The sequence below is a fragment of the Bifidobacterium sp. ESL0704 genome (assembly GCF_029392075.1).
In the GTDB taxonomy this organism is placed as follows: domain Bacteria; phylum Actinomycetota; class Actinomycetes; order Actinomycetales; family Bifidobacteriaceae; genus Bifidobacterium.
In genome coordinates this window covers 1565059-1577573 of the sequence record NZ_CP113929.1, presented here as the reverse complement: position 1 = coordinate 1577573, position 12515 = coordinate 1565059, and the positions used below count along the sequence as shown (strand labels likewise).

The following is a 12515-nucleotide window of genomic DNA, read 5'->3' as shown; positions in this document are numbered from 1 at the left end:
AGGGAAACGGGAGTGATTTGCTATGGGTAACGCTGAGGAAGGATTGAGCATTGAAGCAGTCCGCAGACGTGTTAATGCGCGGTTACAGACTTCGTCCGACGGCGTGGACATGGATATGTCGGTGCGGCTTGTTTCCAGCGAAACCGTTTACCGTGGCGCGATTTTCCATATCGATGATCGCCGGCTGGCGCTCGCGAAAACCGATGGTGGTCAAGTGCCGGTACGTCGGCAGATTTTGGTCCATCCGCAGGCCGTGGTGATGCTGGTTCACGATGAGCTGACGGACAGGTATCTGTTGGAACGCGAGTATCGTGTAGGGCCCAACAAGTTTGCCTATGGTTTTCCGGCAGGACTCATGGAAGAGGGCGAAAAGCCTGAGGTTTCGGCTTTGCGTGAGCTTCGGGAGGAAACCGGGGTCACACCGAAAGGCGAACAATCCGTGCGAATCGAGCACGTCGGTGATTTCTATTCTTCTGGTGGCATGACCAATGAGCTTGCGCACATTTTCGTTATCCATTTGTCGGCGTGGAAGCAGCAAGCGCGGCATTTCGACAAGGATGAGCATGTGCAGTCCACATGGGTGAGCTGGGAGGAGCTGACAGGCATCGGTATTCAGGCCGCGGACTCCACCATCGCCATCCAGCACGAGGAGATCCGCCGGTTGCGCGAGCAGTTGGCGACGAAGGAATAACACGCCTACTGAGTGGCTGCGATGCGCGAATGCATGCGGTGGTTCTTGTCGACCGAGGACGGGATGGTGCCGGCGATATTGGCCGTGGCTGTGACCGTGTTCGCCTCTTCGGATGCCTCTTCCTGGTCGATATGCAGAACCTGCTCTGCGATACGATCGGCCTCGATGGCGGCGATCTGACGCGAGAACATGATGAACCAGCCAAGGAACACGAGCCCGGCCAGCGCCTCGACGTTGGTCAGTGTATTGATGCCATCGAGCCATTGAATGAGCACGACGCCGCAGACGGCGATGGCCAGATAACCGGCGGCATAAATGGCCAGCGAAAGCTGCGGGGCGAGCCAAGGGAGTGTGAGCAGAAGCAGGCCCATCACACAGACGATGCCGCGGGCGAACACGTTGTGCAGGATGGGATGCGGCGTATAGCGGAACGTGCCGATGCCGATGAAGGCGATGCCGGAGAAAGCGAGCATGATGGAGAGACAGATCAGGCGTGCCTTGTAGTGCTTGATACGGCTGGAACGCAGCGGACCCTGCTCCTGATGCCATTCGCGGCGCTGGCGGTAGGAGGTCACGAGTTCGGAGATGGCGAAGTAGCTGACGATAATGATGCAGATTCCTGCGAGGATCAGCGTCGAGTTGAACATGCGCGCGGCGAAGGTAGTGCGGTCGCCGAGCTGCGAGAAATTATTGGTGTACCAGTTCGGGTCGTCGGTCGTCAGGCCCGCGACGCTCACGCCGGCAACGACGAAAAGCGGCAGGAGTGCGGCCAGCGTTTTGGCGTCCATCAGTTCGGCTTGCACGAACGTGATATAGCCCGCAACCCCCGAGAAACCGGCGCACACGGCGACAATGTATTCAAGGAACATCGTGCCCATGAGGTTGCCGGCCATGCTTAAGAAGGCGAACGAGGTGAGGAACAGCGTGGAGGCGTAGACCGTTGCTAGGGCGAGGATTTCGACCAGGCGGCGCAGGATTTCTATGAGGCGGTTGTGGGTGCTGAGCGAGCTGGAACGCCGAGCATAGCCGAAGATGAACGAAATGGTGCCGCACGCGGCGATGATAATGGAGGCGATGACGAACTGGCGCCGGCTGATCATCCATGCGGCCGGCAGCAGCGAGACGCACAGCTCCATGACGCTCGCCCCCGCCATCGCACAGATGATGAAGGAGACAAGCCCCGAGGTCTCCGTTCGCTGATGCAGTCCCATTACCATTACCTTCTGTGTTCGCGATTCGCCTGATTCAGACGCCCTTGCCCATCTTAGCGAGTCGCATGGCCGGGGTTGCGCTATACTTATTTATTGTGCTTGTTTTTGTGGGCACATCGGGATGTAGCGCAGTTTGGTAGCGCGCCTGCTTTGGGAGCAGGATGTCGCAGGTTCAAATCCTGTCATCCCGACTCAGAACTCTTGGAAACAATGGAGTCTCCAAGAAAGGTTAAGAGGGAGAACCCGTTAACTGGTAATAGTTCCCTTTTCTTGCTAGTTGCTTTCCTAATATGCATTTGCGTTAGGCGAATACTTGTATCCTGCCTATTCGTTATCGTTAGGCTATGTCTATACACTCAAAGAAGTCATCTCCTCTGTTCAGTGCATTCAAAATTGTCCTTAAGATACTGGCTATAATTTGCTGGGTAATAGCGCTATTCTTCTGTATCGTCTCATTTGCTTTAATATCTGAAAATGTTCCTGCGTTCCTTGTCGGCTTGCTGATTTTTTCCTTACCATGTGCGTTTATCGGTTGTGTACTTTGGCATTTTTCCAGTGATAAAAAGAAGAAAAATAGAACTGGGATAACCGAAAAACAGTATGATCGTCAACAATCAGAAAAAATAATAGGTAACACAGCTGATTCCTCAAAGGAATCCAGTGTTCTCAATCAAATTCAGCGGTCTGATAATCAAAGCATGCAAAGTAAGGGCAAAGCTATGGTCATGCCAAGGGCGGACACTTTGAATAATCAGGTTAACTATCAAGTTGATTCGACATTCATCGATGCTGCAAAGACCGCGGACTGCGCGGTTGTAGATACCGAGACAACGGGTTTGGGCAAAGGGTCACGGCTCCTGGATATTGGCATTGTCTTGATTGAAAATGAGAGAATAACCGCGACGTTTTCTCAACTGACTAATCCGGGAACGGCGAATACGTCAGGAGCCGCCGCTGTTAACCACATAACGCAGGATATGCTCTATGGCCAACCTGCTCCCAGCCAAGTACTTGTGCCGGTGCTTGAAGCGATAAAAGGTTTGCCGCTCATGGGTCACAATCTTGCTTACGATATCAGCATCATCAATAACGAAGCAAACCTAGCCGGTATAGCCAAATTACAACCATCTCAGATCTACGACACGATGGATCTGAGCAAGGAAATGTTTCCTGATGCCAGTTCTCACACGCTCGCGAGTTTGCTTGATCGTCTAGGCGTCAAAGAGCCAGAACAGCATAGGGCGCTCTCTGATGCTTTACAAACTTGGCAGGCTTATCAGCTGCTATGCAAAATGGACGCTCCAAGAGCCGAAACCGTAGAGGAAAGACAACGTTCAAAGCAAAGAGGGAAAGCGAAAACCAATGATGTGATGCGTGCGCGTTATTTGTCTGGTAAAAGTTCCGAACCGGTAAATGAAAAACCGGAGGGCGTGCAACTTGAGGCTCATGCAGGAGAAAACCTTAGCGGCAGTGCTCTATATCAGGATGTTTTGCGGAAGTATCCACGCGGATCTTATTTTTGGGTCACGCTTAGTCGAGATTTTATTCAAAGTGGTAAATATAAAGATTATCCGACCGTTTTTGTTTATCTTGATGGAGAAGGAATCGGATTTCTTGGAGCACGTCTTATGGCCAAACATTGGGGACAGATACCTGATGGTTCGGTGGTGGCGCTCGCGCATACCAGTAACTGTGCCGATGAAACGCAACCATACAAAGCTCGTGTGGAACTGCCTGCAGCGCATGAACCTGTCGATCTCACTGCTTACATGAAAGTTTATTCAAATGAGTTGTAGTCTTCGAAAGCGTGTCTTGGCATAGTCGTTTGTCAATCTCATTTTGCGCTCCAAAGAGTGCATAGTTGGCTGTTCGTTCAAATCTATAATCTGATTTATCGGAACCGGAAATCTTTTGGGCTGGCGTGAATCGTTGATTAATAGGGCTGTACTGCCGTAGTCTTGTCGACGATACGTTACGCGGTAAATCGGCTATTCGCATGGCTAGTTGTTGCAAAAGCATCTTGTCGAGCGTATAGCCGATGGCCTGATAGAACTTGTGGGCTTCCCTGCGGGATTCAGGCTTTTCGCGCCACAATCGAGAACGTCAGAGGAATACGTGGATAGCCTTCGGGCATATGCCATGATTCGTCCTGCTCGTCATATTCGAGCATCGGCAAGGACTGCCAATCGGAAACGTCATATTCGCCGATGCGCTCGATGCGCAGTCCCGCGTCGATCAGGACTCTTGTCATCTCGTCGAAGTCGTGGGCCCAGTTGTGGTTGTGGATATGGGTGATTTTCGGCGCTTGCCGGCTAGTGCTTCCGACAGAGCCGTTCGCAGTATCAGCGTCGCTGCCGGAGTTTTCCGCTTCGGGTGCCATCGCGTAGGTGTCAGCAGTGTCGTAGGAATCCTCGGTTCCCGAAAAATAGCCGTTGATGACGTTCAGACCCTCGTTGCCGAGTGCGAACATCAGCGGATGGCTGTCGCGGATTATGAAGACGCCGTTCGGGGCAAGGAGCGCGGCGATGGATTGCGCCCAACTCTCCAACGTCGGCAGCCATGTCACGGTCCCTACGCTGGTGACGATGACGTCGAATTGTCTGTCGGGCAAGGCAACGGCGGCCTTGCGTGCGTCGGCCTCGACGTAGGTGATGGCAGCTCCTGCTCGCTGCGCAATTTGCCGCGCGTAACGCAACGAGGACGAGGAGAAGTCCAGTCCGCAGACGTCCTTCGCGCCGAGTCTGGCCCAGCAGACGGTGTCGGTGCCGATATGGCACTGCAGATGCAGCAGCCGCTGGCCCTGAACCGAATGGTTCGGCAGATAGGGTTTGAGCACTTCGTAATCACGTCTGACGACCGGATTCGCCAGCGGCGAGCCATTGATCAGCGCGTCGATGTCGCCGTAGCCTCCGTTGAAATGCACTTCGGCGCGATCGTTCCAGTTCTCGCGGTTGTCCTCGATTTCCTGTGCGTCCGTCGGTGCGGAATTTTGCGCTTTTATCACGTCATCATTGGCGGTCATCGGTTATCTGCTTTCCTGTTTTCGTCTTTTTCCTCATCGATTCAACTGTTTCAAACCCAGTATAAATGATACCTGTCAGGCAGCGATTGGAAAGTGCTGTCTGACAGGTAATGATTAATAGCAATAGGGAAGGATGGGGCGCTCGATCATCCCTCCTAGATTCCCCATGCCGGCCACTGTGTTTCGCTGGTGTTTATCTCGATTTCGTGGATTGCGTCCGCGGCGGCGTCTCTTGTCGATTCGGTCGGAGCTTGAGCCTTCAAGCGGTTGAGCGGGCCGATGGCCGACGAGGGGAGCTGGCCGAGATAGTCCGTATCGACCACTTCGATGCTGCCGTTCAGATAGCCGTCCACATCGACGTTGGCGATGATGGTGTCGGGCTGAATGAAAGCAAAAACAAGCCACAGTGTGAGCGTGCCGAAAAACGCGACGCGGAACAGTTCAAACGTCGGGCTCAGCAGTTTCCACGCCGTGGCCACGAGCAGGAACGCGATGGCGACCATACCCCAGTAGGTGAGCAGACGCAGGCGCGTCAGGCCGTATTTGCCGACGTACAGACTCATACGCCAGACGGCCGAGACCAACATCACCGTCGTGGAAGCGACCAGCACGAGTTCGAGCGTCAGCAGGGACTTCGCGCGCTTTTCGTGCTTGTGCAGGTAGAGGCAGGCCATCACGATGATGAGGTTGATGGCCGTGACGCCGACAAGCTGGAAGAATCCCGCGCGGGCGTAGGCTGCGTAGCCTCCGAAGCGTTCCAGCGTGTCCACTCCGCCGAACAGGTACGTCGATTGGATGGCCACAAATACCAGATACACCGCGTCGAGCATGGCAAGCATCGTGTTGAGCGTAGCGGTCGAGGCATGATGATGGGAGATGCTCGTGCCGAGATCTACTTTACGGCGCGGGTGACGCAGGCCGAAGAGCAGGGAGAAGGCGAGTGGAATGATCACTACGAAACGTATGGCATCCAGGAGACGAGAACCGAAATCGATGTCGATGGCATTGTCAAAAAGACGGTTGACGATCCATGCGAAATTGCCGTCGGCACAGGATAGTGCAGGAACCACGATGAACAATATCAGGATCGCGCATGCTGCACCTGCGATGATGTTGCCGACCGCGTGTCCGCGCCCTTTCGCCCATGATGAAGCGACGCGTCCCAAAACGGACCAATGACGGAACTGTTCGGTGATGAACGTGCCGAGCCCATGCAAGACCCCGTGCATGCGGAACAGTTCGTCATCGTTTTCGCCGTTCAGCGACAGAACGGTCAAGGGCAGCGTTATGGCCAAGGCGCAAGCATTGAGGGCCCGAATCCAGATGGCTTGAGAGAACGCAGGCACGAGCATAAGCGCCACGGTGCAGGCAAGCAGGGCGAGTGACGGTTTTGACATGTGCGGATGCCGGGAGTTCACCGGTTTTGCTTGCGTCGCTTGTTCCGTGTCTTGTGGCCCTTGTGGGTCCCTTGATTTCTGCGGTTTCTGCGGTTCCTGTGATACCTGCGGTTTCCATGCTTCTTCCGGTTCCTGTTTTCGTCTTAAAAACCAGGCGCAACCAAGGAATGCCAGCAGGCAGCCGCTCAGTGCCACGCCTCCCGCGACTGCGAAATATCCTGAAAGACGCAGAGGCGAAACGCAAATGCACCAAAGCAGCGAGAGCGCGATTGCGCAGATTAGCGAGGCTTTATCGGCCTTGGTCAGCGGGGCAGGCGGAACCGTGGCGCTTATCTTGTCGGGACTATTATTCGCTGTGTTGATCGCGTCCTTTGCTGTGCTCACATCGGCGGTTTCGGCATCGGCGCTCGCAGAGGTTGCGTCGCTGACTTCGTTCTGGGCAATGGCTTCGGATGGAGAAGCGGAAGGCTCTGTGTAGGGATTCGTGGTAGATCCTGTTTTGTGCTTGGTTTCGTTCGTTACAGGCCGTTTTTGGGTATAGTTGTCCTTAGACATGGTGATTTCCTTTTCAAAAGCGTATGGTTGACTGTTGTCGTCGGGCCACTGCGTTGTGGCGAATTGAAGTAAAAGTTATGGAGCTATCCCTCCGGTTCGTAGTGCAGCAAATCGGCGGGCTGGCAGTCCAGTTCCTGGCAGATGGCGGCCAGCGTGGTGAAGCGCACCGCCCGGGCCTTGCCGGTTTTGAGGATCGAGAGGTTCGCCACCGTCACGCCCACGCGTTGCGAGAGTTCGGTCAGCGTCATGCGTCGGTCGGCGAGGATGTCGTCGAGGGTTACCGTGATGCGTCCCATGTCAGATCACCAGGTCGTTTTCGTCTTTGAGTTCGGTCGCGGCGGCGGTTAATGAGGCGAGTGCCACGGATACCACGGCAAGTACTGTGCAGAAGACGAAGGCCACGCCCGTGCCCAGTATGGTTCGCCCGCGTGTGTTGGTCAGCCCAAAGGCGGCTGCGACCAGCTCGATGATCCAGATTGCTGCCGAGACGCCGAAAGCCCCACCAATCGTACGCAGATTGCGGACGTTGCTGTTGGTGAAGGTCTCTTCGCGTCCGATTGCCGCAAAAAGTCGCCATGCGTATACCGCCACCACGGCCAAAGGCAGCATGCCGGTTGCGGCGAACAGAGCGGAGCCCTGCCTGAGGTCGCCGACCCTTTCGGCTGCGGGAAGCACGAGCAGCACGATGGCCAGGCATATCACGACCGCGAAGACGTCCGTGGCTTCGAGCAGAACCGCCAGCGTGTGATGCGACATATATGCCTTGCGCTTGTAGGGTTCGGTGTCGGATGTGTCTTGCCGAATTTTGCCGCCGCAAGTGTTTGTGTGTTCTCGGGCTCTCATCTCAGTCTCCTTTGTCGCGCAGGTTATCCGTTGGTTACTTATCATAAGCGGTTCATATCGTTTTTCAATAAAAGGCATATCGTTTTTCAATAAAAACACAATTCGAAAATTAAAGTGTTTCGGGCTAAAGCGGAAATCGTTGATTTTCCCAACGGCATTGCTGTAGCGTTGATGATACTTCCCGCAGCGGTCCGACCGGATTCGGCCACGGGTCATGCAGGGGAAACACCGAGGGGCACAACCCCGGAAGATGCCGGAATGCGGGTAACGGGATGGGAGAGCGATTGTGAGATTAGCTGTTCATGATTTGTTGATGCTCAACACTGGTGAGACGCCGAAAGAGAACGTGCAAAAAACCAAGGGACTCGTGCAATATGCCGAAAGTCTTGGCTATAGCCGTTACTGGTTCTCCGAGCACCACGGTTTCGCGGCCAGTGCCAGTATCGCGCCGGAACTGCTGGTGGCCTATTATGCCGCGGCGACGAAGACGATACGTCTGGGCACCGGTGGCACCATGATCATGCACTATTCCCCATTGAAGATCGCGGAGACCTTCAAGACGCTCGAGGCCATTGCGCCGGGACGTATCGACCTTGGCTTGGGCCGCGCTCCTGGTGGTGGTTCAGCCGAGATTATGGCCTTGTCAGAAGGACGGCCGATGCTCGATCGTGACCCGCAGATGTACGGCAAGATCAACGACATTCTGGCGTTGCTCACTGGCAGGCAGGCCACCGAAGCCAGCAGACTCTATCAAAACGTTTTCGCGGCTCCCGATACGGGCGACGACATCCCGCAGCCGTGGATGCTGGGTTCGAGCGGCCAGTCGGCGTTGAAGGCCGCCGAGCTGGGCCTGGGCTATAGCTTCGTGAAGTGGTTCGGCTACAATCCCGGCATTTCGCCCGCGGTGTTCAGGGCATATCGTGATTCCTTCAAGCCGAGCGCTTTCTTCGACCGCCCCATCGTCAGCATGGATTATCGTGTGCTGATCGCGGACACCGAGGAGGAGCTGCGCCGTCACGAGAAGTCGTTCGAGCTGTCCTACCTCACTTTGGGGCAGCCGCAGGCCACGTTGATTTCCCCGGACCGCGCGGAGTCGTACGTTTACACCGAATCCGACGAGGCCAGGTTGAAGCGTGCCTACGACAATAAGATTCTGATCAAAGGTACCAAGCAGCGGGTCAAGGACATCCTTGACGAGGAGATCGAAGCCTACCAGATCGACGAGCTGATGGTTCATGTTCCGGTCTACAGTCTCGAGGCCCGCAAGAACACCTACAAGTACCTCGCGGACATGTACTTGTGAGCTACTGACTGCCGTATGCGATGGCTGACCAGCTTCTACCATTGAAGACCAGTTAGAACCGTTGAAAAGCAATGAAGAGGAAATCCCCACACAGGAAGGATTTCCTCTTCATTGTTTCTAGGCGTAAATCACCTTATTAAAAAGAGATTACTTTTTAATCTCGTTCATATCCAAACCGAGCGCTTCGGCCACACGGGTGCCGTAGTCGGGATCGGCCTTGTAGAACTGGCGGGTCTCGAGCACCTGGATCTCATGGGTCTTCTCGCCTTCGACCTGGCTCAGACCGCTCGCGATGGTGGTGACCAGGCGCTGCTTCTCGTCCTCGCTAAGCACGCGGTAAAGGTCGCCGGCGGCGGAGTAGTTGTCGGGCTCGTAGGCGGCGTAGTTGCCGGTCTTGCCTTCCAGCTGGTCGCCATGATTGCGGGCGGAGGTGTCCTCGGCCGGGCCGTCGTAGCTGTTCGGTTCGTAGTCGACGGCACCGTCCTGTGCGTTGTCGCTCATGAATCCGTCGCGCTCGTAGTTATGCACCTCGACCACCGGGCGGTTGACCTTGAGTTGCTCGTAGTTGGCGCCGAGGCGATAGCGCGCGGCGTCCTTGTACGCGAAGATGCGGCCCTGCAGCATCTTGTCGGGGGAGGGCTCGATGCCCGGCACGAAGTTGGCGGGCGCGAACGCTGCCTCCTCGACGTCCTCAAAGTAGTTGTCGGGGTTGCGGTTCAGGGTGAACTCGCCGATCTCGATCAGCGGGTAGTCCTTGTGGGAGACGACCTTGGTGATGTCGAAGATGTCGTGCTTGTAGTTGAGTCCCTCTTCATAGGGCAGAATCTGCACGCAGACCTTCCAGGACGGGTAGTTCTTCGACTCGATGGCATCGAAGAGCTCGTGCAGCAGGTAGTCGGTGTCCGAGCTTGCGGCCTTGACCGCGGCCTCCTCGCTCATATTGACCACGCCCTGCTCGCTCATGAAGTGGTACTTGACCCAGAAGGCGGTGCCGTCGGCGGTGACCCACTTGAAGGTGTGGCTGCCGTAACCATTCATCGTGCGGTAGCTGGCCGGGTTGCCGCGGTCGCCCATCAGATAGGTCACCTGGTGCACGGTCTCGGGGGAATGCGCCCAGAAGTCCCACTGTCGGGTCGCGTTACGCAAGTGGGTGCGCGGGTCGCGCTTCTGCGAGTGGATGAAGTCGGGGAACTTCAGCGGGTCCTGGATGAAGAAGGTCGGGGTGTTGTTGCCGACGATGTCGTAGTTGCCCTGCTGGGTGTAGAAGCGCAGTGCAAAGCCGCGCACGTCGCGCAGGGTGTCGGGGTAGCCGAGCTCGCCGGCCACCTGTGAAAAGCGCAGGAAGATCGGGGTCTCCTTGCCCGCGCCGTTGAAGACATCGGCCTTGGTGTACTGGCTCATGTCGCGGGTGAGCTTGAACGTGCCGTAGGCGCCGGCGCCTTTGGCGTGCACCACGCGTTCCGGGATGCGCTCGCGGTTGAAGTGCGCGAGCTTCTCGACCAACTGATAGTCCTGCAGCAGCACCGGGCCGCGAACGCCGGCGGTCTGCGAATGGTTGTTGTCGGCCCAAGGCTGACCGGAAGCGGTATTGAGAGTGACAGTCATTGAAATCCCTTCTGTCTTAATGATGTATGAAGAAGATAACAATTCCATAGCCTCAAAACAAGGGTTTCACTCTGATTTACGTAGTTTTGTGGGCTTTGCGACATTTCGTCGTCGAATTTCCGGAGATGGGGGATTACGGATTTCCAATCCGATAGACTTGGCAATGATGCATCTACTGTTACCGCCGTCCGAAGGCAAGACCGCGCCGACTGAAGGGCCGACGCTCGATCTTGGCCGGCTTTCGTTCCCCGAACTCAACAGGGCCAGAGGCAAAGTCCTTTCCGCATTGCTCGAAGTCTCGCGTGGGGAGGACGCGGCGAAGATTCTCAAAGTCGGCAAGAAGGGGATGGCTGAGGTCATCTCCCAACGCGACTTGCCTGGCATGCCCTGCGCTCGTGCTCGCCAGATCTATACGGGCGTGCTTTACGACGCGGCGGCGTTGCGCGAGGGCGATGATGTGCTGATTTTCTCAGGTTTGTTCGGTGTGACCAGAGGCGAAGACCTGATTCCCGCCTACCGGCTTTCGATGAACGTCTCACTTCCCGGCATCGGCACGTTGAAAACGTTCTGGCGCAAGGCGCTCGCCGGTTGGAGTCCGGACGGCGGCTCGGCCGGTAAACCTGGAATTTTCAAGCAAGCAGATACCGACAAGGTAATGGGCGCTCGCGCCAATCAGCAGACGTCTGAAAGTGATGCTTCCGATAACGCTGACATTACGGTCGATTTGCGCTCGGAACTCTATCGTGTCACCAAGTCAGACCCGTCAAAAGCAAACGCCCAATGGTGGGACGTTCGCATCGCCGATTCCCGCAACAAGACGATCTCCCACATGGCCAAGCACTATCGAGGCCTGCTGACGCGAGCCTTGCTAGATGCCCCGACTCGGCCTGTGGCCGAGGTCGCACGTACCCTTGGTACTGTAGCGATCGAAACCGAAAGCGACGTCCGTCATCTGACACTGGTTCCGTTCGGCCTCTAAGCGAGTTGGCTGCTTCATATTTCGTTACAATGCCGAGCGGCCGACTCCGTTGGTAAATGTCACTCCCACACCACGTTGTTGAGGTCGACGCCATGGGCGGAGGCGTTGGCTTCGATGATGTCGCAGAGCCATTGGGCCAGATCGGGCTCGATGTCATCGTAGTGCTTCTTGAAACGCGGGTCGGCGACGTACATACGGCCAAGGCAGACGTGCATGGACGGGGTGACTTCGTAGTAGTAGAGCGATGAACGATGTTCTTCAGCGAGTTCGTTGGCTTCCATGCTGCCGGGCTTGACTCCGCGTCGTTTGGCGTTGGCCAGTTTCGCCTCGACCTCGCGTATGCGCTGTTCCTGCTTCATTTTCGTCTTCCCGTCTGTGGTGGTCTGTCGTTCGGCGAATTCCATCCATTGTTTGGTGTCGCCCCAGCGGTCTTTGGCCTCACTTTGTCGAGAGTCGAGATTGACGCTTCCTGTGTTTGTCATGGTCGTTCCTTTCTCTGCCATGTCGATGAGCCGCTCAGTCTCGTCAAGAGTCTTCAGGAGATGTTGCAATCTTTTTTCGAGATCGTTCCGTCCTGCTTTAAGCGCCTTGACGACTTGCGGCGCTGGTGCATCAAGCAATTGCCCGATGCGTGTGGCCGGTACTCCCAGCTCCTTGTAGACGAGCAGACGACGAAGGCGGTTCAGGTCGCCGGGCCCGTAGATCCGATAACCACTGGCATCGCGTGTCGGCGAGAGCAGGCCGAGGCCTTCCCAGTGCCGGAGCATGCGAATGCTGACCCGGAATATCTTTGCCACTTCGCCGATGGTCAGGCCGATTGCCTCGGTCGATGTCCACGACGTATTGTCTGCAGCGGCGTCGCTCATCGCGCTCCTCCTTCATCATCTCGTCTGCGGCCGGTTGACGGTC

Annotated in this window: 11 protein-coding genes and 1 tRNA gene; 5 read left to right on the top strand and 7 right to left on the bottom strand. The window is 56.1% G+C overall.

The window, feature by feature from the left end; genetic code table 11:
* The first annotated feature begins 22 nt into the window (after positions 1-22).
* A complete protein-coding gene (locus OZX64_RS05660; protein ID WP_277171952.1) occupies positions 23-691 on the top strand; it encodes an NUDIX hydrolase in 669 nt (222 codons plus the stop codon).
* A gap of 5 nt (positions 692-696) precedes the next feature.
* Here OZX64_RS05660 and OZX64_RS05655 read toward each other — a convergent pair whose 3' ends face one another.
* A complete protein-coding gene (locus tag OZX64_RS05655; protein ID WP_277171950.1) occupies positions 697-1902 on the bottom strand; it encodes an ABC transporter permease in 1206 nt (401 codons plus the stop codon).
* A 117-nt stretch (positions 1903-2019) separates the two neighbouring features.
* Here OZX64_RS05655 and OZX64_RS05650 point away from each other — a divergent pair.
* Together OZX64_RS05650 and OZX64_RS05645 are read left to right on the top strand one after the other, a co-directional pair.
* Positions 2020-2093: transfer RNA gene (locus OZX64_RS05650), tRNA-Pro, on the top strand.
* A 153-nt stretch (positions 2094-2246) separates the two neighbouring features.
* Positions 2247-3698 carry a 3'-5' exonuclease gene (locus OZX64_RS05645; RefSeq protein WP_277171948.1) on the top strand — a complete coding sequence of 484 codons (1452 nt, stop codon included), beginning with the start codon at positions 2247-2249 and terminating at the stop codon, positions 3696-3698.
* A gap of 278 nt (positions 3699-3976) precedes the next feature.
* Here the strand turns inward: OZX64_RS05645 and OZX64_RS05640 are convergent, their stop codons facing one another.
* The 4 genes from OZX64_RS05640 to OZX64_RS05625 all read right to left on the bottom strand — a co-directional run bounded on the left by OZX64_RS05640 (position 3977) and on the right by OZX64_RS05625 (position 7719).
* Positions 3977-4924 carry a class I SAM-dependent methyltransferase gene (locus OZX64_RS05640; protein WP_277171946.1) on the bottom strand — a complete coding sequence of 316 codons (948 nt, stop codon included), beginning with the start codon at positions 4922-4924 and terminating at the stop codon, positions 3977-3979.
* A 155-nt stretch (positions 4925-5079) separates the two neighbouring features.
* Positions 5080-6876, bottom strand: coding sequence for a DUF4173 domain-containing protein (locus OZX64_RS05635; protein WP_277171944.1), 1797 nt, complete (start codon positions 6874-6876; stop codon positions 5080-5082).
* An 83-nt stretch (positions 6877-6959) separates the two neighbouring features.
* Positions 6960-7172 (bottom strand): helix-turn-helix transcriptional regulator, encoded by a 213-nt coding sequence (locus OZX64_RS05630; RefSeq protein ID WP_277146600.1) that lies wholly within the window; start codon positions 7170-7172, stop codon positions 6960-6962.
* A 1-nt stretch (position 7173) separates the two neighbouring features.
* Positions 7174-7719, bottom strand: coding sequence for a DUF2975 domain-containing protein (locus tag OZX64_RS05625; RefSeq protein WP_277171942.1), 546 nt, complete (start codon positions 7717-7719; stop codon positions 7174-7176).
* A gap of 286 nt (positions 7720-8005) precedes the next feature.
* Between OZX64_RS05625 and OZX64_RS05620 the strand changes: the two genes are divergently transcribed.
* Positions 8006-9022, top strand: a complete 1017-nt coding sequence (locus OZX64_RS05620) for an MsnO8 family LLM class oxidoreductase (RefSeq protein WP_277171941.1) — start codon at positions 8006-8008, stop codon at positions 9020-9022.
* 147 nt (positions 9023-9169) lie between these two features.
* Here OZX64_RS05620 and OZX64_RS05615 read toward each other — a convergent pair whose 3' ends face one another.
* Positions 9170-10627 carry a catalase gene (locus OZX64_RS05615; RefSeq protein WP_277171940.1) on the bottom strand — a complete coding sequence of 486 codons (1458 nt, stop codon included), beginning with the start codon at positions 10625-10627 and terminating at the stop codon, positions 9170-9172.
* Between the two features lie 166 nt (positions 10628-10793).
* On the opposite strand from OZX64_RS05615, the gene yaaA reads away from it, so the two are divergent.
* Positions 10794-11606, top strand: a complete 813-nt coding sequence (yaaA, locus tag OZX64_RS05610) for a peroxide stress protein YaaA (protein WP_277171939.1) — start codon at positions 10794-10796, stop codon at positions 11604-11606.
* 59 nt (positions 11607-11665) lie between these two features.
* On the opposite strand, the gene OZX64_RS05605 is transcribed toward yaaA, so the two are convergent.
* Positions 11666-12472, bottom strand: coding sequence for a MerR family transcriptional regulator (locus OZX64_RS05605; protein WP_277171938.1), 807 nt, complete (start codon positions 12470-12472; stop codon positions 11666-11668).
* Positions 12473-12515: the final 43 nt, after the last annotated feature.

Bases quoted from the DNA above. Each gene is read 5' to 3' on its own strand.
- OZX64_RS05660 (WP_277171952.1), top strand. From the start codon at position 23: ATGGGTAACGCTGAGGAAGGATTGAGCATTGAAGCAGTCCGCAGACGT.
- OZX64_RS05655 (WP_277171950.1), bottom strand. From the start codon at position 1,902: ATGGGACTGCATCAGCGAACGGAGACCTCGGGGCTTGTCTCCTTCATC.
- OZX64_RS05645 (WP_277171948.1), top strand. From the start codon at position 2,247: ATGTCTATACACTCAAAGAAGTCATCTCCTCTGTTCAGTGCATTCAAA.
- OZX64_RS05640 (WP_277171946.1), bottom strand. From the start codon at position 4,924: ATGACCGCCAATGATGACGTGATAAAAGCGCAAAATTCCGCACCGACG.
- OZX64_RS05635 (WP_277171944.1), bottom strand. From the start codon at position 6,876: ATGTCTAAGGACAACTATACCCAAAAACGGCCTGTAACGAACGAAACC.
- OZX64_RS05630 (WP_277146600.1), bottom strand. From the start codon at position 7,172: ATGGGACGCATCACGGTAACCCTCGACGACATCCTCGCCGACCGACGC.
- OZX64_RS05625 (WP_277171942.1), bottom strand. From the start codon at position 7,719: ATGAGAGCCCGAGAACACACAAACACTTGCGGCGGCAAAATTCGGCAA.
- OZX64_RS05615 (WP_277171940.1), bottom strand. From the start codon at position 10,627: ATGACTGTCACTCTCAATACCGCTTCCGGTCAGCCTTGGGCCGACAAC.
- yaaA (WP_277171939.1), top strand. From the start codon at position 10,794: ATGCATCTACTGTTACCGCCGTCCGAAGGCAAGACCGCGCCGACTGAA.
- OZX64_RS05605 (WP_277171938.1), bottom strand. From the start codon at position 12,472: ATGAGCGACGCCGCTGCAGACAATACGTCGTGGACATCGACCGAGGCA.